The 22,455-nt window shown below is 65.5% G+C and carries 21 protein-coding genes; 4 read left to right on the plus strand and 17 right to left on the minus strand.

Features of this window, described 5'->3' with window-relative positions; genetic code table 11:
- Positions 1-93: 93 nt before the first annotated feature.
- Positions 94-879 (minus strand): SDR family NAD(P)-dependent oxidoreductase, encoded by a 786-nt coding sequence (locus AAHB16_RS18280; RefSeq protein WP_150375184.1) that lies wholly within the window; start codon positions 877-879, stop codon positions 94-96.
- Between the two features lie 263 nt (positions 880-1,142).
- Between AAHB16_RS18280 and AAHB16_RS18285 the strand changes: the two genes are divergently transcribed.
- Positions 1,143-1,556 (plus strand): hypothetical protein, encoded by a 414-nt coding sequence (locus tag AAHB16_RS18285; RefSeq protein ID WP_150375185.1) that lies wholly within the window; start codon positions 1,143-1,145, stop codon positions 1,554-1,556.
- A 181-nt stretch (positions 1,557-1,737) separates the two neighbouring features.
- Positions 1,738-2,082 carry a DUF883 family protein gene (locus AAHB16_RS18290; RefSeq protein WP_150375186.1) on the plus strand — a complete coding sequence of 115 codons (345 nt, stop codon included), beginning with the start codon at positions 1,738-1,740 and terminating at the stop codon, positions 2,080-2,082.
- Positions 2,083-2,136: 54 nt separating this feature from the next.
- On the opposite strand, the gene AAHB16_RS18295 is transcribed toward AAHB16_RS18290, so the two are convergent.
- The 10 genes from AAHB16_RS18295 to AAHB16_RS18340 all read right to left on the minus strand — a co-directional run bounded on the left by AAHB16_RS18295 (position 2,137) and on the right by AAHB16_RS18340 (position 15,558).
- Positions 2,137-5,238, minus strand: a complete 3,102-nt coding sequence (locus tag AAHB16_RS18295) for an efflux RND transporter permease subunit (protein WP_150375187.1) — start codon at positions 5,236-5,238, stop codon at positions 2,137-2,139.
- Positions 5,239-5,251: 13 nt separating this feature from the next.
- Positions 5,252-6,430 carry an efflux RND transporter periplasmic adaptor subunit gene (locus AAHB16_RS18300; RefSeq protein ID WP_223851783.1) on the minus strand — a complete coding sequence of 393 codons (1,179 nt, stop codon included), beginning with the start codon at positions 6,428-6,430 and terminating at the stop codon, positions 5,252-5,254.
- A 22-nt stretch (positions 6,431-6,452) separates the two neighbouring features.
- Positions 6,453-7,817 carry a TolC family protein gene (locus tag AAHB16_RS18305; protein ID WP_411859878.1) on the minus strand — a complete coding sequence of 455 codons (1,365 nt, stop codon included), beginning with the start codon at positions 7,815-7,817 and terminating at the stop codon, positions 6,453-6,455.
- Between the two features lie 397 nt (positions 7,818-8,214).
- A complete protein-coding gene (locus AAHB16_RS18310) occupies positions 8,215-9,033 on the minus strand; it encodes an HpcH/HpaI aldolase/citrate lyase family protein (RefSeq protein WP_342051623.1) in 819 nt (272 codons plus the stop codon).
- Entirely contained in the window at positions 9,033-10,205 is a 1,173-nt protein-coding gene (locus AAHB16_RS18315) for a CaiB/BaiF CoA transferase family protein (RefSeq protein WP_150375190.1), read from the minus strand. The genes AAHB16_RS18310 and AAHB16_RS18315 overlap by 1 nt, the downstream gene beginning before the upstream one ends.
- 133 nt (positions 10,206-10,338) lie before the next feature.
- Positions 10,339-10,950 (minus strand): DUF938 domain-containing protein, encoded by a 612-nt coding sequence (locus tag AAHB16_RS18320; RefSeq protein ID WP_342051624.1) that lies wholly within the window; start codon positions 10,948-10,950, stop codon positions 10,339-10,341.
- A gap of 111 nt (positions 10,951-11,061) precedes the next feature.
- Positions 11,062-11,838 (minus strand): SDR family oxidoreductase, encoded by a 777-nt coding sequence (locus AAHB16_RS18325; RefSeq protein ID WP_150375192.1) that lies wholly within the window; start codon positions 11,836-11,838, stop codon positions 11,062-11,064.
- A 25-nt stretch (positions 11,839-11,863) separates the two neighbouring features.
- Complete coding sequence (locus AAHB16_RS18330) at positions 11,864-12,802, minus strand: LysR family transcriptional regulator (protein ID WP_150375193.1); 939 nt, start codon at positions 12,800-12,802, stop codon at positions 11,864-11,866.
- Positions 12,803-12,862: 60 nt separating this feature from the next.
- The gene (locus AAHB16_RS18335; protein ID WP_342051625.1) at positions 12,863-14,548 is read right to left on the minus strand and encodes a thiamine pyrophosphate-dependent enzyme; all 1,686 of its coding nucleotides are present in this window, start codon (positions 14,546-14,548) and stop codon (positions 12,863-12,865) included.
- The gene (locus AAHB16_RS18340) at positions 14,545-15,558 is read right to left on the minus strand and encodes a Bug family tripartite tricarboxylate transporter substrate binding protein (RefSeq protein ID WP_342051626.1); all 1,014 of its coding nucleotides are present in this window, start codon (positions 15,556-15,558) and stop codon (positions 14,545-14,547) included. The genes AAHB16_RS18335 and AAHB16_RS18340 overlap by 4 nt, the downstream gene beginning before the upstream one ends.
- A 210-nt stretch (positions 15,559-15,768) precedes the next feature.
- Between AAHB16_RS18340 and AAHB16_RS18345 the strand changes: the two genes are divergently transcribed.
- A complete protein-coding gene (locus AAHB16_RS18345; RefSeq protein WP_342051627.1) occupies positions 15,769-16,410 on the plus strand; it encodes an IMPACT family protein in 642 nt (213 codons plus the stop codon).
- On the plus strand, positions 16,403-16,693 hold the full coding sequence (locus tag AAHB16_RS18350; protein ID WP_342051628.1) for a 2Fe-2S iron-sulfur cluster-binding protein: 291 nt from the start codon (positions 16,403-16,405) through the stop codon (positions 16,691-16,693). The genes AAHB16_RS18345 and AAHB16_RS18350 overlap by 8 nt, the downstream gene beginning before the upstream one ends.
- A gap of 3 nt (positions 16,694-16,696) precedes the next feature.
- Here the strand turns inward: AAHB16_RS18350 and AAHB16_RS18355 are convergent, their stop codons facing one another.
- From AAHB16_RS18355 to AAHB16_RS18380, 6 genes are all read right to left on the minus strand, one after another.
- Positions 16,697-17,845: an extracellular catalytic domain type 1 short-chain-length polyhydroxyalkanoate depolymerase gene (locus tag AAHB16_RS18355; RefSeq protein WP_342051629.1), complete on the minus strand. Its 1,149-nt coding sequence runs from the start codon at positions 17,843-17,845 to the stop codon at positions 16,697-16,699.
- A gap of 106 nt (positions 17,846-17,951) precedes the next feature.
- Positions 17,952-18,695 carry a sulfite exporter TauE/SafE family protein gene (locus AAHB16_RS18360; protein ID WP_342051630.1) on the minus strand — a complete coding sequence of 248 codons (744 nt, stop codon included), beginning with the start codon at positions 18,693-18,695 and terminating at the stop codon, positions 17,952-17,954.
- Positions 18,696-18,713: 18 nt separating this feature from the next.
- Positions 18,714-19,061 (minus strand): antibiotic biosynthesis monooxygenase family protein, encoded by a 348-nt coding sequence (locus tag AAHB16_RS18365; protein WP_342051631.1) that lies wholly within the window; start codon positions 19,059-19,061, stop codon positions 18,714-18,716.
- A 240-nt stretch (positions 19,062-19,301) separates the two neighbouring features.
- Positions 19,302-19,817 (minus strand): glycosyltransferase family 9 protein, encoded by a 516-nt coding sequence (locus AAHB16_RS18370; protein ID WP_342051632.1) that lies wholly within the window; start codon positions 19,815-19,817, stop codon positions 19,302-19,304.
- A 138-nt stretch (positions 19,818-19,955) separates the two neighbouring features.
- Positions 19,956-20,141 (minus strand): hypothetical protein, encoded by a 186-nt coding sequence (locus tag AAHB16_RS18375; RefSeq protein WP_342051633.1) that lies wholly within the window; start codon positions 20,139-20,141, stop codon positions 19,956-19,958.
- A 544-nt stretch (positions 20,142-20,685) separates the two neighbouring features.
- Positions 20,686-22,452, minus strand: coding sequence for a ShlB/FhaC/HecB family hemolysin secretion/activation protein (locus tag AAHB16_RS18380; RefSeq protein WP_446718108.1), 1,767 nt, complete (start codon positions 22,450-22,452; stop codon positions 20,686-20,688).
- Positions 22,453-22,455: the final 3 nt, after the last annotated feature.

Raw genomic sequence — 22,455 nt, forward strand, 5'->3', positions numbered from 1 at the left:
CGCCGGCGCCTCCTTCGGGCGGCGCCGCGGAACGCCCCTCTCCTGGCGGAGTGGGGCGTTTTGTTTTTTGCGGTACCGTTTTTATGACACCGATCAGGGCACGGGATTGACGGCGCCATCGATGGCGATGACCGCACCGTTCACGTAGGCCGCGCGGCCCGAACCGAGAAAGACGACCATGTCCGCGACTTCCCCGGGCGTGGCGAGACGACCCATCGGCATCTTGTCGGTGAGCGCGCGCATGGCTTCTTCCTTGCTGACCTTGGCCGCCGCGGCTTCCACCTCCATGCGCGCATGGTAGCGATCGGTCTCGGTCGTCCCCGGATTGACCGCATTGATGCGGATGCCATGCTTCGCGTAGGCGTGGGCGAGGCCCGTCGAAGCAAGCATCAGCGCCGCGTTGGCCGCGCCCCCGCCGAGGTGGAACGTCGAGGCGACACGGCCGCCCACACCCACCACGTTGACGATATTGCCGGTGCGCCGCTCGGCCATGCCTGGCAACACGGCTTCCATCATGTGGATGTACGTGAAGTACTTGGCCTCCATCGCCGCGTGCCAGTGCGCGGCGGTCAGTTCTTCCGCGGGCGTGCGCTTGGCCGCGCCGGCGGAGTTGACCAGCACGTCGATGGGACCGAGCGCGGCTTCCACGCGCGCCTTGAGGTCCGCGGCCTGCGCGGGCACGGTCAGGTCGGCGGCGAAGCCCCTGGCATCGAGACCTTCGGCGGCCAGTTGAGCCACGGCCGCATCCAGACCCTCCGGTTGACGCGCGGCAATGGCCACCTTTGCGCCCTCCTGCGCGAACAGGCGCGCGCACGCGAGGCCGATGCCCTTGCTGCCACCCGTGACCAGCACGACCTTGCCCTTCAATTGCAGATCCATCGCTCCCCCGATTTGTAAGAAAAAATCAAAGCGCTAATATACGCCGCGCTATCGCCTGCCGCACCGTCCGGCCTGCATGACCCGCTGGCCCGCGCTGTGCCTTGGCCATTTCTTTCAAAGGCTGAAAGGTCGAAAGTTCCCGTCCGATTCGTTCGCAAACCGAAACAGTCAGTTATCGGAATCGGGCTGTTACTCCGCAATGATTGGCCTAGAGTAAGGACTTCGAATCGCCCTGCCGATTGGTCTGAACAAGGAGCCCCATCATGCGACTCACGCCTGAAACCCTGCTTCCCGCTTCGAACGAAGTTGCCGCTGTTGCCGCCGATGATGTGGTGACCGCGATCCGCCATCAGGACATCGTCACCGCCTGGTCCGGCACGATGGCCGAGCAGCGTGTGGCCGTGCTGCACATGCTCTATCCGCGTACCGATGCGCGCACGCACCGCAGCCTCGACGCGCTGGTCAATGCGCTGCATGTGCACGGGCTGCATCAGGTGGCCGAGCTGATCGAGCAGGAAGCCCACTACCTCGTCTTCAAGGACCCTGTGAAGGCGTGGAAGGCCCTGAACGAGATTCGCCATGATTCGCTCGCGATCGGCGTGCATCTCTATTACAAGGGCCTCAGCGGTAACGAGGCGGAAGTTGCGCTCGATCGGGATGCGCATCGCAAGGGGTGATCCTCCCTTTCACCCTGCGCGGGCATGGGCGGAAATTACAAAATCGCTCATGCCTGCGGGTGCGGTTCTTCCACGGCTGATACCGTCCGTCACGGTATTTCCAGTGCTTCCGGCGATTTGACCGGCTGGTACGGATTCTGCGCGGGACCACGTTCTCACATCCCTCATCACGGAGAACGTCATGGACCCCAACAATCTCGATCCGCAGGACTCTGCTTCCCAGGCGACGTCGCAACTGCGCGCAAGCACCGACCAGCTCGCGCGCGATCTCGACGATCTGCTGACCCAGCTTCCCAACCTGACAGGTGAGGCCCTCGACGCGGCCAAGAAGACGTTTCTGGCCAAGGCCGAGCGCGGGTCCAGCGCGTTGCATTCGCTGAAGGAAAATGCATGCAGCCGCATGGAGCACGCGCAGGAGTGCGCACGCGACTACGTGCACCGGGAGCCGGTGCGCGCGCTGGGCATGGCGATGGGAGTGGGATTGTTGCTCGGGGCGCTGATCTGCCGGCCCCACGGGCGGGACTGAACCCCGGACGGAAGGCGGTCCCTCTCCCCGATGGGAGAGGGACTACCGTGTGGCTTACGCGCCGGCGGTCTTGCCTTCGACTTCTTCATCCGGCCAGCTGCGGCCGACCATCCATTCGTAGAGCGTCGGCAGCACGATCAGCGTGAGCATCGTGGCGGTGATCAGGCCGCCGATGATCACGATGGCCAGCGGGCGCTGGGTTTCCGAGCCGATGGCGCGGGAGATGGCCATCGGGAACAGGCCCAGCATGGCCAGCAGCGCCGTCATCAGCACCGTGCGCAGGCGGTCCATCGAGCCCGTGATCACGGCCTGCCGCAGCGGCATGCCTTCATCGCGCAGCTGGTTGAAGTACGTCACCATCACCACGCCGTTCAGCACGGCCTGGCCGAACAGCGCGATAAAGCCGATGGCTGCCGACACCGACAGCGGAATGCCCGTCAGGAACAGCGCGAACACGCCACCGATCAGCGCGAACGGGATGTTCGAGATGATCAGCGTGGCGCTCTTGAACGACTTGAACGCGTTGAACAGCAGCAGGAAGATCAGCAGCACCGACAGCGGCACGACGATCGACAGCCGAGCCATCGCGCGCTCCTGGTTCTCGAATTCGCCCGACCAGCCGATCTTCACGTCGTCGGTCTTCACGTTCTTCTTGACCAGTGCCTGCATGTCCTTCACCACGCTACCCATGTCGCGGTCGCGGATGAAGATGCCGATGGACGTCGTACGCTGGCCATTCTCGCGGCTGATGTTCATCGCGCCCGAGGCCGCGCGGAACGTCACAAGTTGTGACAGCGGGACCTGCGCGCCATCGGCCGTCTGCATGAAGATGTTCGGCAGGTTGGGCAGCTCGCGCTCGTTGGGCTTCAGCCTGACGGCCACGCTGAAGTGGCGCTCGCCTTCCCAGAGCTCGGTCGCCGCCTTGCCGGCCAGCGCGGTTTCCATCAGGTCCTGCACGTCGGCCACGTTGATGCCGTAGCGCGCCGCCTGGGCACGATCGAAGTCGAGCACATACTGGGGCAGCTCGCCATCGCGGTCGATGAACGCTCGCATCACGCCCTTGACCGTCTGCACGTTGGCCAGGATCTGGTCGGCCACCTGCTTGTTGTGCTCGAGGCTGTCGCTCTGCACCTTGATGACGATCTGGCCCTTGATCTGCGAAATGCTCTCGAGGATGTTGTCACGCACCGGCTGCGAGAAGTTCGGCTCGATGCCGGGCAGCGCGCGGAGGTTGCGGTCGATCTCCGTGATGATCTTGCGCTTGTCGTAGCCCGACCGCCACTGCTTGTCGCCCTTGAGGTCGACCAGGATTTCCACGGTGTTGATCAGCTTCGGATCGGTACCGTCGTCGGGACGCCCGACCTTGGAGATCGTGGTGTTGACCTCGGGCGTCTTGCGAATGACGTCGCGCAGGATATGCGCCTGTTCGCGGGCCTCGTCGATCGACACCGATGCGGGCAGGTCGAAGCTGACCCACATCGAGCCTTCGTCGAGTTCCGGCAGGAACTCGCTACCGAGGAACTTGCCCACGCCGACGGTGGCGACGAGCAGGCCCAGCGACACGCCGACCACGGCCTTCTTGTGGCCGAGCGCCCACGTCAGGATCGGCTCGTACAACCGCTTGCTGTGGCGCACGATGAAATTGTCTTCGTGCGAGATGTTCTTGGTAAGCAGCAGATGGCACAGCAGCGGCACCACGGTCAGCGAGAGGATCAGCGAGCCGATCAGCGCGCCCGTCACCGTGTACGCCATCGGCGCGAAGATCTTGCCCTCGTGCCGTTGCAGCGTGAAGATCGGGATATGCGCCGCGATGATGATCACCATCGAGAACACGGTCGGCCGGCCCACTTCCGTGGTGGCCTGCAGAATCGCGTAGAGCCGCGCCTTCTTGTCCTTGATCTGCTGTTCCTTCAGCTCGCCCAGCCGCTTGAAGATATTCTCGACGACGATCACCGCGCCATCGACGATGATCCCGAAGTCCATCGCGCCGAGCGATAGCAGGTTGGCCGGAATGCCCACCCACGTCAGGCCCAGGAACGTCGACAGCAGTGCCAGCGGAATCACGAGCGCGACGATGGCCGCCGCGCGCACGTTGGCGAGGAACAGGTACAGCACCGCCATCACCAGCAGCGCGCCCTCGACGAGGTTGCCGAACACGGTGTGCAGCGTCTTGTCGATGAGCGTCGAGCGGTCGTAGTACGGCACGATCTTGACGCCCTTCGGCAGGATCGAGTCGTTGAGCAGCTCGATCTTCTGCTTCAGCGCCTCCAGCACGATCGACGGGTTCTCGCCCTTGCGCATGACCACGATGCCCGACACGATGTCGTCCTCGTTGTCCTGGCCCATCAGGCCCTGCGGCGGCGCGGCGCCGATCTTCACTTCGGCGATGTCCTTGACGAGGATCGGCGTGCCGTTGTTCTCGGCCACCACGGTATTGGCGATATCGGCCGAGGTGCGGTAGCTACCCAGCGAGCGCAGCAGGTACTGCTGGCGGCCGTGGCTGACGGAGCCGCCGCCCGCGTTCGAGTTCGCGCGCTGCAGCGACGTGAACAGCTGCGACAGCGAGATCTTGGCGTCGCGCATGCGCGCGAGGTTCGGGTTGACCTCGTACTGCTTGATGGTGCCGCCGATGGTCACGAGATCCGCCACGCCAGGCACCTGGCGCAGGTTCTTCTCGACCACCCAGTCCTGCAGCGTGCGCAGCTCCTGCGCGCTGTAGCCCTTGCCGGTCAGGCGGAAACGATAGATTTCACCGATGGCCGTGGAGAGCGGCGCGAGTTCCGGGCTGACACCGTCGGGCAGGTCGACGCCACGCAGGCGTTCGAGGATCTGCTGGCGCGCGGTCACGTCGGTGGCCTTGTCGTTGAAGGTCACCATCATGAACGACAGGCCGAACTGCGTATGCGAGAACACGCGTACGGAGTTCGGCGTGCCCGCGAGCGCGGTCTCGATCGGAATCGTGACCTGGCGCTCCACTTCCTCGGCCGCGCGGCCCGGATACAACGTGATGACGTTGACCTGGATGTCCGAGACGTCCGGGAATGCCTCGATGGGCAGGTTCTTGAAGGCGGCCAGGCCGCCGGCGATGAAAATAAGCAGCCCCAGCCAGACGAACAGCTTCTGGTGAAGCGCAAAACTGACGATGCGCGAGATCATGTGGCCGCGGTCCTCACTGCTTGGCGGCGGCGGCGCGCACGCTGTTGACGGCGGTGGCATCGCGCAGGATGTCCTGCAGGTACAGGTTGCCGTCGGTCACGACGACTTCGCCATCCTTGAGCCCCTCGAGCACTTCCGTGGTGCCGGGCAGCGACACGCCGAGCGACACCTGACGGCGCTCGAACACGTTCTGCGACGGACGCACGAACACATAGTTCTTGTTGTCGGCCAGGAACACGGCCTTCGACGGTACGGCGATGCCCTTGAACGACGCGGCCTGCAGCTTGGCCGTCACGAACATCTCGGCCTTGAGGCGGCGGTCTGCATTCGGCACGACCAGGCGCACCTTGACGCTGCGCGAGTTCGGATCGACGTAGTCGGCCACCTTGATCACGGTGCCCGGGAACGTCTCGCCCGGATAGGCGGCGCTCGACAGCTTGACCGTGACGCCCGGCTTGAACAGCGCGAGGTCCGCTTCCGTGGCGTCCAGCTGCGCCCACAGCGTGCTCGGATCGGTGATCAGGAACAGCGGCGAGGCGGGCGGCTGGTCGGGACGCAGTTCCTGGCCCGGGTTGATATTGCGCTCGACCACGAGGCCGTCGATCGGGCTGCGCAGCGAGAACTTCTGGTTCACATTGTCGTTGGCGGTGCCGTACATGCGCAGCGCGGCCTGCGTGCGCTGGAGGTCCGCCATGGCGCGGGCGCTGTCCGCCTGTGCCTGCTCGAAGTCTTTCTGCGCGATCACGCCGGCATCGTAAAGCTCGCGCTGGCGCGTCAGCGACTTCTGCGCGAAGGCGCTATCGGCGGCCGCCTTGCGCGCGTCGGCCTGCGCGAGACCGAAGTCCGGCGAGGTCAGCATCGCGAGCGGCTGGTTCATCTTCACGGCGGTACCGGGCTGCACGAGGATCTCGGTGACGCGGCCCGCGAACGGCGAGCTGATGCGCACGGTCTTGTCCTCGTCCCAGACCAGGCGGCCCGGCATGCTCAGCATGCGTTCGCCGCCCAGCTTGACGGGCTGGCTCGCGATGCCGGGCAGCGAGCGGACGCTTTCCGGGAACGTGATGACCTGGCCGACGACCTTGGGATCGTCGTCGTTCTCTTCCACGGCCTTCTTGCCGCACGCCACGAGCGCGAGCGCGCACAGCGAGACGGCGGCGAGCCGGGCCACGCCGGCGCGGGACAGGACGGACATCTCGGTAAATCTCTGCATGCTGTTATTGACGCGGCGCATCGGTACGGACCTGGGGAAGCTTGTTGATATCGGTATTGGTGGCCTGCAGGGCCGTGCGGTAGGCGGCGAGCGCCTTGGCATAATCGCCCTGCGCCTCCACGGCGTCCAGCCGTGTCTGACGCAGCGCGCGACGCGAATCCAGCAGATCGAGCACGCCGGAAGCGCCCTTGCTGTACGCGAACTCGGCGCTGTTGGCCACGCTCTCGGCCGCGGGCAGCACGGACTCGCGCATCTGCTTCAGCGACAGGCGCGCCGACTCCAGCTGCGCGCGCAGCCGCTCGATGTCGTTCTGCGCTTCCAGCAGGATGCGGTTGCGATCGTCGAGCGCCGCGTAGTAATCGACCTCGGCGCGGCGGGCTTCGCCGCCGAAGCTGTGGCGCACGAACAGCGGAATCGAGACGAACACGCCCCAGCTGTTGCCGCTGCCGGTGGTGTTGGTCTGCGAGATCGGATAGTGCTCGTATTGCGCGCCGACGGTCACGTCGGGCACACGGCCCGCACGGGCCACGTCGCGGCTGGCCGCGGCCGCCGCAAGGCGCGCCTCGGCGGCGGTCACGTCGGGACGGCGCTGGAGCGTATCGGGATCGACCGGCGGCACCGGGGTGTCGAGCGACGGCCAGTCGGGAATCAGGCGATTGTCGGCCAGCGTGCCCGGCACGCCGATCGTGGCGGCCAGCGCGGCCTTGTCGCGCGCGTGGTCCGCTTGCGCCGCGCGCAGGTCGTTCTGCGCGCGCAGCGTGTCCAGCTGAAGCTTGGTCACGTCCGAGCGCGATACGTCGCCGGCCTTGAGGCGCGCTTCGTTGGCCTGCTGGGTGCGCCCGTACAGCCCGACCATATCGGTCAGGACTTCCACGCGCTCCTGGCTGACCACGGCCTCGTACCACGCCTGATCGACGGCGCCGACCTGCTGCGCGACGATGGCCTGCAATTGCTCGCCGGCGGCGGCATTGGACTTGCGCGCCGCATCCACGCGCAGGTTGCCCTTGTTCGCGGTCTCGATCACCTGATCGACACGGAACGTCGAATCGACCGTCTTGCTGCGGAGATTGCCCGCCCCAATGCCGTAGGTCTGGTTGATATTGGCCACGCCGACGCTGAGCACCGGATTGGGCCGTTGCGAAGCGATCTGGATATCGGCCTGGCTGGCCTCTTCGGTTCGGCGCGCGGCAATGATGTCTCGGTTGCAGCGCTCGGCGTCCAGGCGCGCCTGCGGCAGCGTCAGCGCGGCCTTCGAGGGCGGTGCCACGCAAGGGCCGTCGGGCGGCAGGGGCTGGCTGGCAGCGCGCCCGCCGGTGGCCGCCAGGGCCAGCAGCATCGCCACGGCAGCACGGGAAACAGGAAAATGCACGATCAGTTCGGCTCGAGTCGACAACGGTCAGAGGTAAACGACCGTGCCAGCCGAACGGTGCACCGGAATGGCAATTTTTCTTTTTAGACGCCCTTTATCCCGGATAACCGCAGTCCAATATGTTTTTGTTGATGACTGAGCACGATCTCCCGAGCGTCATTCAAACCGACCTGCATTACAAACGGCTTTCATCTGACCGCCAAAACGCAAGAAATCAGGCTAACCCCGTATAAAGGAAAACCCGAATGGCATTATTCGGCGATTCCCCGCGTCCTGCTCGCACGCGCGCGAATATTGCGCGGCCGTGATGAGGGCGCCGCGGTTTTGACGGGTTTCCGACACGCGGAGAGGTGTCGCGGCGCGCATTTTATTGCGCGCGCGGTGCCCGCGGCGGCCCTCACCGCGCGGCCGCCGCCACGATCCGTAGTGCCCGGTCGAGCACGGGCTTGTCGACCATCTTCCCATCCACCGCAATGGCGGCCCCATTGGCTGCGGCCGCCTGGTCGACTACGCGCCGTGCCCAGGCCACGGCGTCTGCGGACGGCGCCAGCGCCGAGTGCACACCAGCCACCTGGCTGGGATGGATCAGCAGCTTGGCGCCAAACCCGAACCGGCGCCCTCTCGCGGTGTCCGCGGCCAGCGCGTCGGCATCGCCGATCGCGGTGCAGACGCCATCCACGGGCGCGGGCAGGCCCGCCGCGCGGGAAGCGGCCACGATGGCGCTGCGGAAGTAATCGAGCGGCGTGCCGTCGTCGGCCACGTCGAGGTCGGCCATCAGGTCGATGCTCCCGAACAGCAGCCGCTCGACGCCGGGCGAGCGCGCCACGGCGCGCAGGTCGTCAAACCCGGCCGCCGTCTCGAGCAACGCCAGGCAGGGCGTATCGGGCAGCTGCGTCCGCATGGTACGCAGCGCGGGCGGATCGGCCTTGGGCAGCACCACGGCGGCCACGGCCATTTGCCTGCAACTGGCGAGATCGGCTTCGAACCATGCCGTATCGGCGCCGTTCACGCGGGCGAGCAGTGCCACGCCGGCTGCATCGGCCTGCGGACGCAGCGTCGGCCACGCTGTGGCGAGGGCGGCACGCGCCGCATCCTTGGCGTCCGGCGCGACGGCATCCTCCAGATCGACGATCACGGCATCCGCACCGGCGGCGATCGCCTTGCCGATGCGGTCCGGACGCGACGCGGGGACGAACAGATAGCTGCGGGCCGCCATCAGACCACCTCCCGGGCGTGGAGACCGGCAATCGCCTCGGCCGAATAGCCGAGTTCGGCAAGGATGGCATCGGTATGCTGGCCCACCGCCGGCACCGGGTTCATGCAGGCATCGGTCTGGCCCGGCGGCAGCAGCGCGGGCAACGGGCCGACCGGCGAGTCGATCGTGCGCCAGCGGTCGCGCGCCGCGAGTTGCGGGTGCTGCCAGACATCGGCCATGGTATTGACATTGGCGTTCGCGATCTTCGCGCGCTCCAGCCGCTCGACGACCTGCTCCGCCGTGAGCCGCGAGAACGCTTCGACGATATGGGCGCGCAGCGTGGCCCGGTTGGCGCTGCGCAGCGAATTGCTCGAGAAATCGGGGTGCGTGGCCAGCGCGGGCTCGCCCAGCACGATATCGCAGAACACCGCCCACTCGCGCTCGTTCTGCAGGCCCAGCATCACAGTCTTGCCATCACCGGTCGGGAACGGGCCATAGGGATAGATGGTGGCGTGCGCGGCACCCGCGCGCGGCGGCGGCGCGGCGCCCTCGAACGCGTAATACATCGGGAAACTCATCCACTCGACCATCGACTCCAGCATCGACACGTCGATGCGTTTGCCCCGGCCGGTCTGGCCGCGCTCGATCAGCGCGGCGAGGATATTGCTGTAGGCATACATGCCGGCAGCAATATCGGCGACCGAGGCACCGGCCTTGACGCCCTCTTCCGGCGTGCCGGTCACCGACACGAACCCGGACTCGCTCTGCACGAGCAGGTCGTAGGCCTTCTTGTCGCGATACGGACCATCGCCGCCGTAACCGGAGATATCGCAGACGATCAGTCGCGGATAGCGTTGCGAGAGCGTCTCGAAGTCGAGTCCGAGCCGGGCCGACGCGCCCGGCGCGAGATTCTGGACCAGCACGTCGGTCCTGGCCAGCAACGCTTCCAGCAATGGCGCGGCATCAGGCGCCTTGACGTCGAGCGACAGGCTTTCCTTCGAGCGGTTGGTCCACACGAAGTGGGACGAGAGCCCGCGGACGCGCGTGTCGTAAGCGCGCGCGAAGTCGCCCGGACCCGGCCGCTCGATCTTGATCACCCGCGCGCCAAGGTCCGCCAGCTGGCGCGTGCAGAACGGCGCGGCAATGGCCTGTTCGAGGGAGACGACGGTGATGCCTTCGAGGGGACGTGACATGGCGGAAGCAGACATGGCAGAAGAATGGGCGGCTGTTCGATGCCGCTCATCTTCCCGCCAAACGGTCCCGCTGTGAACTTGCGATTGCGGAAGGCTCGGTAAGGCTATGCAATAGCCTGCTCGGCGGGCCTCGTCAGCGCCGGAACACCAGGCTGAAATTGTTGGCCGGCATCGGCAGCTGCGCCTCGCAGGTCAGGCCATGGGCGGCCGCGAGCTCGATCACGGCCTCCATGTCGCGCACACCCCATGTGGGATTGGCCGCGCGCAGCTGCTCGTCGAACGCGGCGTTGGTCGGCGCCGTGTGCGATCCGTTGCGGCGGTACGGCCCGTAGAGGAACAGCACGCCGCCCTCGCGCAGGATCTGGCCAGCGCCGGCAAACAGCGCCTCGGTCGCGGTCCACGGCGAGATATGGATCATGTTGATGCAGACGATGGCATCCGCGCGCTCGATGCCCCATGGCTGCCGATGCACGTCGAGGGCCAGCGGCGCCCGCACGTTCGACAGCCCCGTATGCGCGGTCCATGCGGCGATGGACTCGCGCGAGGTGGCATCGGGATCGCTGGGTTGCCAGTCGAGCCCCTGCAATGCCCCGGCAAAGTGCACGGCATGCTGCCCGGTGCCGCTCGCGATCTCGAGCACGGTGCCGGTGGCGGGCAACACGTCGCGCAACACGGCGAGAATCGGTTCGCGGTTGCGTTCTGTGGCGGGCGCCATGCGGCGGGCATCCAGGTTCTGAGCGGTCATGGGAGGGGACGTTGGCGGCGGCTGAAATTGCAAGCGTAACAAAATCCGCGCCAACTGAGGTTGCCCTCCCTTCGTCAGCTTGCGTCCGTAACGTTCTTTCCCGACAAACCGTCAGACAACCGGTGATGCGCCGCCATCCACGTTGATGGCAGTGCCCGCGATGTAGGACGCGAGGTCCGATGCCAGAAAACACGCCATGGCCGCGAACTCGTCCGCCCGTCCCACGCGGCCTGCCGGGATATCGGCACCCATCTCCGCCAGCACCGCGTCGAGGGCGACACCGGTCTTCTCGGCCTTGCGCACCCACTGGTCGCTCTCGATGCGGCCCACGAGCAGGGCATTCACGAGCACGCCGAACGGCGCGCCTTCCTTGGACAGCGCCTTGGTCAGCGCCATGCCCGCGGCACGGGACGCCGTGGTCGGCAGAGAGTTCAGGCCGGGCGCCTTCGCGCCGGTGTTCAGCACGTTGATGATGCGGCCCCAGCGCCTTTCCTTCATTTGCGGCCACACGAGCCGGGTAAGCCGGATGGCCGCGAACAGCTTGAGGTCGAGGTCGGCCTGCCACTCCTCGTCGGAGGTCGCCTCGAACGGGCTCGCGCGCGACACGCCGGCGTTGTTGACGATGATGTCGACCTTGCCGAAGACATCCATCGCGCCGTCGTAGAGCCGCCGCACGCCGTCCGCGGTGGACACATCGCACGGCACCGCGGCGACCTTTGCCCCGTATCGTCCGGCAAGCGCGCTGCGCGCGGCCTCCAGTGCCTCCGCCCCGCGCGCCGCGAGGACGACCTCCGCCCCGCATGCGCAGAATTGCTCGGCCACGGCCAGTCCGAGTCCCTTGCTTGCGCCCGTCACGATGGCCGTGCGCCCATTCATCCGGATTTCCATCTTTGTCTCGACTTTCTGCTTCCTGCTACGTTAAAGGAACCAGGCCGTACTCCGGCCCGGATGTCTGTGCCAGTTGCGCCAGGATCGACTTGATCTCCTGCCGCACGTATCGCATGGCCTGCGTCACGGGACGATTGGAGGCTTCCGCGACCATCAGCCGGGTTTCCACCGTGGGTTCGTCGATGCGCACCTCCGAAACCTGCCCCGCATCGAGCGCGGGCTTGTAGGCTGGCCGCGCCAGCACCGTGGATGCCGCGCCGCCCTTCACGAGGTCCATGGCAAGGCGCAGGGCATCGACCTCGTATCGCACATCGAGCGCGATGCCGGCATGGCCCGCCGCAAACTCCAGCGTCCGGCGCAAGCCATGGTTGCGCCCGGGCAGCGCCAGGGGAATGCCCTGCAGTTCTCGGATGGCGATATTCCTGCGGACGCGATTGCCGATCTTCATGCCACGCGGGGTAACGAGCGCCAGCCGCGCGATGCCGACCGGATCGACGGCGACCGTGGCAGAGCGCCGGGCGTCGTGCAGCACGGCGATATCGAGCCGCGCATCGACGAGCCATTCATGGATATAGCCGCTGTAGCCCGATACGACATTGACGGTGATGTGTGGATACTTCTCGGACAGCGCCGTCAGCAGCCGCAGGCCGATCAGGTCGCAGACCGTCGGCGTCAGCCCGAGAATCACGGTGCCCTTGGGTTCTTCCCTGCCGTGCCTGAGATCGGTGGCGATGGCTTCGAGCTGCCGGACGAGGGGCCGTGCCCGTGCAATCAGCTGCTCGCCTTCCGGCGTCAGCGAGACCCCGCGCCCATGCCGGTAGAGCAACCGGGCGCCGCACTCCTCCTCGAGCTTCTGTATCTGCCGGCCGAGGGCCGGTTGCGCAATGCCGAGCACGGCGGCGGACTTGGAAAAACTGCCGAAGGTCGCCACATGCATCAGCAGTTCGAGTCTACGCAGATCCATCGCGGGTTACCCCTGTCTAGTGTCCGACGGAGCTTAACACCGGCCCGGATCCGCCGCGCCCTAGTTCCCGGAGCGCGCCTGCACGGCGGGCCGCGACGCGCGCGGGAGTATCGCGTCGAGACTGGTCCGCACTTCGATGAAGTAAGGCGCCTGCGCGTGGAAAGCCCGATCAAGTGCGCCGTCGATCTGGTCCGCCGCGTCCACACGCTCGGCCTGGATACCGAACGCGCGCGCGATGGCCACGAAATCCGGATTGCTCAGCGTGGTACCCACATGGCGGCCGGGATAGGTCTTGTCCTGATGGACGCGAATCGAGCCATAGCAGTTGTTGTTCGACAGGATAAAGACGATGGGCAGCGCGCGCTCGACCGCCGCGATCATTTCGTTGCCGGTCATCAGGAAGCCGCCATCGCCCACCATGCAAACGACCGGGCGTTCGGGATGACGCAGCTTCGTCGCCACGGCCGCGGGCGTGCCGTATCCCATGGCGCCGGACAGCGGCGCCATCAGCCGTTGCGGATAGACGAACGGAAAGTGACGGTACACCGGTGCGGCAAAGGTGCCCGCATCGAGGCAGACCGCGAGATTGGGCGGCGCGATGGCGGCCAGCCGTTCCACCACGCTGGCGAACGGCACGCCATCCTCCACCGCGATCGATGGCCATCGGGCGATGTCCGCGTGCATGGCGTGGAGTGTGTCGGACCATGCCTGCCGGCCTGCCCACGCTTCCACCGGCGTGTCTACCAGCGCGCGCTCGACGCGATCGGCCAGCGCCTCCGCGAACAACGCGGGATCGCACACTACCCCGACATCGGCGGAGACATGCAGTCCGACGATATGGTCGTCGGGGTACACATGGACGAGCGGTTGCCGGGGTTTCGGCAAACTGGGAAACGCATAGCCCTGCGTCGTGATATCCCCGAGCCGGGTGCCGATGGCGAGAATCAGGTCGCTCCGATCGAATGCGGCAATCTGCTCGCGCGGGTTCACAAGCCCCAGATCGCCGACGAACAGCGGATGCGTGTTCGGGAAGATATCGTGCTGGCGGAACGACACCGCCACGGGAACATGGGCCGCCTCGGCCAGACGCCGTAGGGCATTGCGGCCGCGGTCCGAGTCCAGTGCGCCGCCCGCGATGATCAGCGGGCGCTCCGCGGCGCGCAGGAGATCGACGACCTGCTCCAGCGCGCCCGGCGACGGCACGGTGGCGGCTTGCGGCGACATTGTCCAGTGCGGCTGGGGCACCGTCTGCTGCTGGATATCCTCGGGCACCACCAGCACCACCGGACCCGGCGTGCCGGACGTGGCAATGCGAATGGCCTTGAATGCGGCCTCCGCGAGCTTCGCGGGGTCGGTTACCTCCACGACCCATTTGGCGATGGACCCGTACATCCGCTGGTAATCGATCTCCTGGAATGCCTCCTTCCGGAGATCGGCCTTCGGGATCTGGCCGATGACGAGAATCAGCGGAATGGCGTCCTGCTGCGCGTTATGGACGCCGATGGAGGCGTTGGTGGCGCCCGGCCCCCGGCTCACCATGACGACGCCGGGCCGTTTGGTCAGGCGCCCATCCGCGCAGGCCATGAAGCTTGCCCCGGCTTCATGCCGGCAGGTCACGACGTCGATGTGCGGAAAGTCGCTCAGCGCATCGAGCACACCGAGGTAGCTCTCTCCCGGCACCAGAAAGACGCGGTCGAGGCCGTTATCGGCAAAGACCTGAAGCAGCGCGTGCGCCGATGTGGTCACGATGATTCCTTCACGTTGAATTCATGGACGATCTTTCCCCAGTCCTCGTACTCGCGCTTGAGAAAGCCATCGAACTCCTCGGGCGACGACGACGTGCGGACCTCGGCGCCGAGCTGCGTCAGCTTCTTGCGCGTTTCGGGCTCGGCCAGAATCGCGTTGACCTCCGTGGCCAGCTTGTTGCGGATCTCGGCCGGCACGCCCGCCGGCGCGACGAGACCGAGCCACGCGCCCATATCGAAACCGGGGAAGCCCTGCTCGGCAACGGTGGGGACATTGGGCAGCAGCTCGGTGCGCTTGGGCGTGCTCACCGCCAGTGCCTTGAGCTTGCCGCCCTTGACCATCGGCAGCAGCGAGACCATGGTGTCGAAGGTCGCGTTGACCTGTCCACCGATGATGTCCGTCTGGACCTGCGTGCTGCCCTTGTAGGGGACATGCGACATGGTGACGCCCGCGCGCGACAGCAGCACAGACATCACCAGATGGCTCGTCGTGCCGATGCCGCTGGTGCCATAGTTCACCGACGATGGGTTCTTGCGAGCGTTCTCGAGCCAGCCGTTGAGGTCCTTCGCGGGATTGTCCGGCGCCACGACGAACAGATACGGGAGCCATACCAGCAGGCCGATGGGCGAGAAGTCCTTGCGCGCGTCGTAGGAGAGCTTGCTGTAGATATGCGGATTGATCGCCTGCGGCGCCGAGGCCCCGATCATGATGGTGTAGCCATCGGGCTTCGCGCGCGCTCCGATGCCCGCGCCGATGCTGCCGCCGGCACCGGGCCGGTTATCGACGATGAACTGCTGCCCCAGCCGCTGGGAGAGTTTCTCGCCGACCAGCCGCGCCACGGTGTCGGTGGCCGTGCCCGGCGGGAACCCCACGACGATCGTCACGGGCTTCGAGGGATATTTCTCTTGTGCCTGCGCGGCAGATCCCGCGATAAGCAACGCGCCGGATAACAACGCCGATACGACCGCGCCGGCTCTGCCCGCGGCAGACCGGATATCTCTGCGTACCATCTCGTCTCCTTGATTTGCCCGTGGATTGGGCTTTGTTTGGATCGGAGCATCGCATAGGCATGCCGCGCAAGCAGCACCGCTGGCGCTATAGCAGCTATACAACTTCGGCATAGGAGCCCCGGGGCTGCTTTCGCACCGGAGCGGTACACTGCAGGCTTCCACGCCGGTTTTTCCCTGCTGTCTTGCCAACCCTGCCTTGCCAACCCTGTCTTGCCAACCTATACGCTTGCCTCCGCGGTGCATGCGGATATCGAAATCCGCAAGAGCCGATTTATCGCCCAGGCCATATCGGTCGCCGATCGCGATGCCGCCATGGCGGAGATCGGGCGGCTGCGCGCCGAGCATCCCACCGCGACGCATGTCTGCTGGGCACTGCTGGCCGGTGGCCAGTCGGGCATGTCCGATGACGGCGAACCATCGGGTACCGCCGGGCGGCCGATTCTCGAAGTGCTGCGTCACCATGACCTCGACGGCGTGCTGGCGACCGTGGTGCGCTATTACGGTGGGGTGAAGCTCGGTGCGGGCGGGCTCGTGCGCGCCTATACCGATGCGATTGCCGCGGCGCTGAAGCAGGCAGAACGGATCGAGCGCATTGCGTACGCCACGCTGGCCATCGAGGTCGACTATGCCGACGAGCCGCGCGTGCGCCGGTGGCTCGAGCAGTCGGCCGCGCAGGGATGTTCGCTCGCGGATACCGCGTATGGCGCGCTGGCGCGGCTCGATATCAAGTTACCCGCGGCGATGCGCGCGCAGGCCATCGACGCGTTGCGCGATGCCACGCATGGGCGTGCGCGTTTTCCCGACGATGCGGCGGACAACGATGCGGCGGACAACAATAGTGACAATGTCTGACGATCGCACGTTCCACGCCACGGTGCTGCCCGCCGGGACGACGTTCGAGGCGCCGGCCGACCTGAGCCTGCTGGAAGCCGCCCTGCTCGATGGCGTGCGCCTGCCGAGCTCGTGCCGCAATGGCACCTGCCGTGCCTGCCTCAGCAAGCTGCATTCAGGTAGCGTGCGGTACCGGATCGAGTGGCCGGGGCTCAGTCTCGACGAGAAGGAAGACGGCTATATCCTGCCCTGCGTGGCGTGCCCTGCCGAGGATGTCGTGTTCGAGCCCGTCGGCACGACCTGATGTTCATACGGCACCGCGTCCATTGACCGAGAAAAAACGCAGCGCGATCTTGAGGGCGTCCGGTCCGGTCGGATCGGAGAATGCCTGTCCGGGCGCTCCGCCGCTCCATGCATGGCGGAGCCCTTCCACCTTGACGAGCCGCAGGAACGGATGCGACGCCGAAGCGCGGGCCTGTCCGTCGGGCACTTCTCCACCGCGCGCCTGCCAGTCGAACACCTCTATCGCGCGACGCGCGCCGCGCCGGATGCGCTTGACGGGCATTGCCGTCGCCGTGCCCGCTTCCGCAGGCATCAACTCCAGCCATAGCGCCGCCGCGCCCGTTGCGCTGTCATACGTGACGACGGGATCTTCGTCGCCATACAGTAACACCAGTGGCGGCGGACGACGGCCGGCCAGCGCGAACTTCGCGGCGCCCGCATCGGCCACGCGCTCGCCCCGCATCGCGCGCGCGGCCTGTGCCGCGTTGGTCGCGCTGTATGGCGCCGCGCCCGAGTGCGAGCCGATGGCGGCAAAGCGTTCGGGATGACGCAGGCCCAGCATCATGGCCATGGCGCCGCCGGCGGAGAGGCCCATCGCGCAGACACGATCCGCCAGCACCGCATAGCGGCGGCAGATATGGTCGATCATGGACATCAGCAGGTCCGCTTCCGCCGCGCCGCGCGTGGCGGGCGTGAACCACTGCCAGCAACGCTGCGCGTTGGCTTGCACCGACTGTTCGGGCATCAGCACGATCCATCGCGCATCGCGCGCGATCGTGGCGACGCGGGTGCTGGCCGCAAAGCTGGCGGCATCCTGTCCGCAACCGTGCAGCAGGACCAGCAGCGGCGCCGGGCGCGCGGCGCTGACGCCGGGGGGGACATATAGGCGATAGCGGCGCTGCGTGTGGCCGAGGCCGAAACCCAGGCCCCATAGCCCTTCTTCCCAGATGCCGCCGGTGCCGTCCTTGCGGGTGACGGGCGGGCGCGCGGGCGTGGCCACGCCGGACAGGGCCTGGCGCGTGGCGTTGCCTACCGCCTTGCCGACGGCGGTGCTTTGCTGCCGCGCTGTGCGCAGGACCGAATCCGTGACGCTGCGTTGCAGCCGCCGCGCACTGCGCGCGGCCTGCTTGCCCAGCGTGGTCCACAGTTTGGTGCTGCCTGTGCGCCGCTTCATGCCGACTCGCCTCCCTTGCCGTGCCCGTCACGGTTGCCGATCCGCCAATCCATGATCGTGCACTAGTTTGCGGCAGCAATGTGTCAGCTATTTGCGGCGTCTGTCGTCAGAAAACGCCGCGCAATGCGAGTTCCGCACCCAGAATCAGCAGACCCGAGAAAAACAGCTTGCGGAAGCGTTCCGCGCTGATGCGGTGGCGCAGCCATTGGCCGATGAACATCCCGCCGAGCGCGGGCACCAGCGCGAGGGCCGAGGTCCAGAGCACCGGAGTGTGCAGCAGCTCGCCGTTCATGGCCAGGCCGATGGCCAGCGCGATGGTGGAGATCGAGAACGACAGGCCGAGTGCCTGGATGAGGCTTTCCTTGTCCAGCCCAAGGCCCTGCAGATACGGCACAGCGGGAATCACGAACACGCCGGTCACCGCGGTGATGGCGCCCGTCACGAAGCCGACGATCGGCGCGAGCCAGCGCTCGGCGTGCGGCGGCACGACGAGCTTGACCGCGGCAAGGCCCATCAGCGCATATAGCACCAGCGCGACACCGAGTGCGGGCGTGGCGTTGGCCATCATTTTCGCGGGCACGAGCGCGGCGCAGGCGACGGTACCCGCGCAGATCATCAGGAGCATCGGCCACAGGCGTCGCACCAGCTGGCCGAAGCGCGGGCCGCTGAACAGCTGCACGATATTCGTGACCATCGATGGCGCGACAAGCAGCGCGGCCGCCTGCGCGGGCGGCATGGTCAGGCCCAGCAGGCCGACGGCAACGGTCGGCAGGCCCAGCCCGACGACGCCCTTGACGAAGCCGGCAAGCAGAAACGTGAACGCGATAAAGACGTAGAGTTCGATCGACATGCTGGTATGCGTTCCGGATTAGCGATCGTGAACGGCACGGCTATCGGCCGGCGCCTGGTCGCGCTCGTCCATGCCGTAGTCGCGCAGCACCTGCGCCACGCGCAGGCGATAGCCGGCAAACACCCCACCCCGCCCGGCCTCCTGCGCCCGGCGATGCTCGAACGTATTCCGCCGCGCCATGACCGCCTGCTCGTCACGGAAGAACGACAGCGAGAGGATCTTGCCGGGGGTGGTCAGACTCTGGAACCGCTCGACGGAAATAAACCCGTCGATGGTTTCCAGTATTGGCTTGAGGGTGGCGGCGATGTCGAGGTAGGCATTCTGCCTGCCCTCGGCGGGCTGGACTTCGAAGATGACGGCGATCATGGGGGCTCCTTGTTGTTATGGGTATGGGTGTGGTGTCAGCGGATGCAGGGAATGATGACACGCGGAGCCGCGGGATGCTTCATGGGGGCGTGAAGTGTGGAATGCCCATGTGCAGCCGTCAGACCGTGTCGTCGTCGAACTCGGCGCGAGGGTGGGACCAGAGTAGCGTTAGCAAAACCACGATCACGAACCCGACGGTGCGGAGTCGGTCAACGACCCGTTCCAGCATGGTCATGCATTTCACGCGTCATGCCATTCGCCCTGCACCGTGCGGAGGGCGTGCCATACGTTGTCGACCGTTGGGCACTGTGCGACATTGCCGAGGTTCATCGCGCGGGGGGACTCCACCACGCCCGTTTGCGCCGGGTCGGTGTCCGTGTAGAGGGCGACCAGCGGCACGTTCAGCGCGTTGGCCAGATGTGTGAGGCCGGTGTCCACGCCGATGACCGCGGCGGCGTGGCCCATGAGCGCGGCCGCGTCCTTGATGCAGGTATGGGGGCCACGGCGATGCAGCAACTGCCTTCGCCACTGGCGCCATGCAATGGGAATGACCTCGCTGATCCCGGGATGAAGCGCCGGGATATCCGCAAACGCCGCCTCGGTCAGCCAGCTGATGCGCAGATGCGGGTGATGCGCCTTGAGTTCGGTGATCGCGGGGAGTGTGTGAACGAGGTCCCCCATCGAGGAAGTTCGCACGATGAGGACGTTCTGCGCGGCGGCAGGCTGCTGCGTGGCACGGTCGTGATGGCTGGGCATGGGATCGCGAGTGGAAGCGATTCCGGCCTTGGCAACTGCCTATGAATGTGAACCGGAGACGGGACGAAAATTTCCAGTGCCCCGGCCTGTCACATTTGATAAAGATCACATTGCGGGGAGCTGTCCTTGTCCGCCATATCACGAATGGTTGATGCCTGGCGAGAGGTCTAAGCTCGCCAGCACTGCCGCATCAGCTATCCCTTCCAGCCCGATTTCCGCGTCATCAAAAAATCCGACGCGACGCATGAGGATGCCGCCGTGCTCAGCGATAGCCGAAATAAGCCCGAAGTCGACACGCCAATCTCCAGAGAAGCCTTCGTCCAACGATGGGCGCCAGTGTTCATCGCTGGGGAGAGCAACGAGATAGCAGCAAGCCCCCGCAATGGTGCGCTCCCGATACTCTTCGGCCTGACCGAGCGCCGCGCCGTAACAGCCCACACAGGCGTTTCACCGTTTATACTTATTCTTCTTCCCATGGCCCTCGCTTAGGTGGAGCGGGGGGCTCCCCTCTCTCTTCACGGGAAATGGAACGAAGTTCCTTGATCAATTGGTAAGTTATACCCACGAATATTGTTACGTAAACGGGGAGACCGCCGATAATTGGCTTCCATCCTGCGCCCTTCGTCAACGAAACGACTAAGAACATAAGCGGAAGACACAGCAGACATATATATCCAATCGCAAATCTTTTATACACAGTTTTTCGTTTTTTAGAAATTTCATCCATTTTATTGATAACGACCTGAACTGATCCGGGGGCGACCTGCGTCACCTGATTTATGAACTTACAAATGGGGCCCGGGAAAATATTTTAAAAGCCCATTTCAGTCGCTGCGGCGCCGCTTGCCGACCGCGGTGTTCGTCTTGCTCAGTACTGATAAACAACCTGCAATCCTGCCGTCACCGACGCTGTGTGGAACTGCTCTGGCTTGTACACCGGCGTGCCGAGGAACACGTCGTATGACACCCCGCCAAACTTTGCCGAACCCATACCGCCGCGCAGGCCAATGACCGCGCCCGCGAGTTGCGTGCCGATCAGTGCCTCGGTGGAGGGGCCATAGACACGGCCGTAGTCCACGCCGACGTACACGGCCTGGTTGCTTGCGCCCAGAGGCGCCTGTAGTTCGTTGCGCCAGTAGAACCCTTTCTCGCCCGCCAACTGGCTTTCTCCGTCGAAACCTCGCACGGTATAGCGGCTGCCGATTGTCAGGTCGTCGATGTAGTAGAGGCGGTCGTTGGTGAACTGGCCTCTTACGGTGGTCACGTATCGCAATGCCTGCTCGGCGACCTTGAAGGGGACCGACAGGTTGGCGTCGAGCACCATCATCCGGTAGCGCCATGTGGGGCCGCCATCCGACGCCAATGCATCATCCTGCGCCCCGAGCGCGCCGATGCCTTGACGGAACGCTAGCGTCGCGTCCAGTTGCGATTGACCGAAGTAATGGCGGTCCGTCACGCCAACTTCGACGATCGTGTTGTTGCGGTGCTGCTGCGGGATTTCGGTGTCTTCGATGTAGCTCTTGCCGAAACGGCGCGTCAGCTTGACTTGCATCCCGAAGATGTCGTTCTGACTGCGGCTCAGGACCCGATGCAGTTTCAGGTCAACGTTCTCCGACTTGCCGCTCGACACAAACGTCGTGTTCACGCCCGCGATCTGCTGGAAGTAGTTGCTGCTGTATGCCGACAGCGTTGCGGTCCAGTAGCCCCATGGCACCGAATAGAACCCGTTCCATCCGCGCGTGCCGTGCTCCTTGTTGCTGAACATCAGGTCCTGGTTGTAGCCGATGTTGAAAATGTCGCTCAGGCCCAGCGGGTTATCGATGCCAACGCTCACATTGCCCTGCCATTTGCCAGTGGACCTGGAACCAGAGTTGTCTACCGACGCTACGACGGTCCATGGCTTGTTGCGTTTGACCGCAATCACGACATCGCTGCGGCCGGGCACAGCGGTTGGGACAATCTGCATGCCGACGTCCTGACTCGCCACGCGCTTCATCTGCTCGAGCCCTTGCTCGAGATCGCGGAGGTTCAGCAGTTCGCCCGGGGCGGTGGGAAACGCGCTCTTCCATGTACCCCAGAGGTCGGGGTCGCTGAAGCGAATGTCACCGATGACGCCGGGGATCAGGGACAGGATCAGCGTGCCTGACGATAGATCCTGAGTCGGAATCAGGACGCGGGTGGTGACGTAGCCTTTTGACAGGATGGTCTGCGACAGGCCCTTTACCAGCGTTTCAACGCCCTGCTTGCCGATGCATTGGCCTTCGTAGTGGGATAGCCATTGCTGGGCGAAGGCGAACGGGTCCATGGGCAGCGAGGAGGCGCCGATGGCCTGCATGGCAGGGGGAAGATCTTTCGGGACTTCGAGCTGGAACTGCGTGATGCGGAAGCATGGGGCTTCATTTTGCAACGCAGGGTACTCAGCGCGCGCGATGGCCTCGCCGCGGACTGCGGGCGCGTTGATGGCGGCAGCACGTTCGCGCGATTCTTGTTGTTGGCGCGTGCGTTGGTCTTGTTCGGCGTTGGTCAATGCGGCGGATTGACTGGGGGGCGGTAGACCTTGGGTGTTTCCATTGGATACGTAGAGGGTCGCCGCAATCGCAATCGCCATTGCGAAGGGAGATTGATTGTGAGACATAAA

This window comes from Cupriavidus sp. OTU4054 (genome assembly GCF_038440175.1).
GTDB lineage: Bacteria > Pseudomonadota > Gammaproteobacteria > Burkholderiales > Burkholderiaceae > Cupriavidus > Cupriavidus pauculus_D.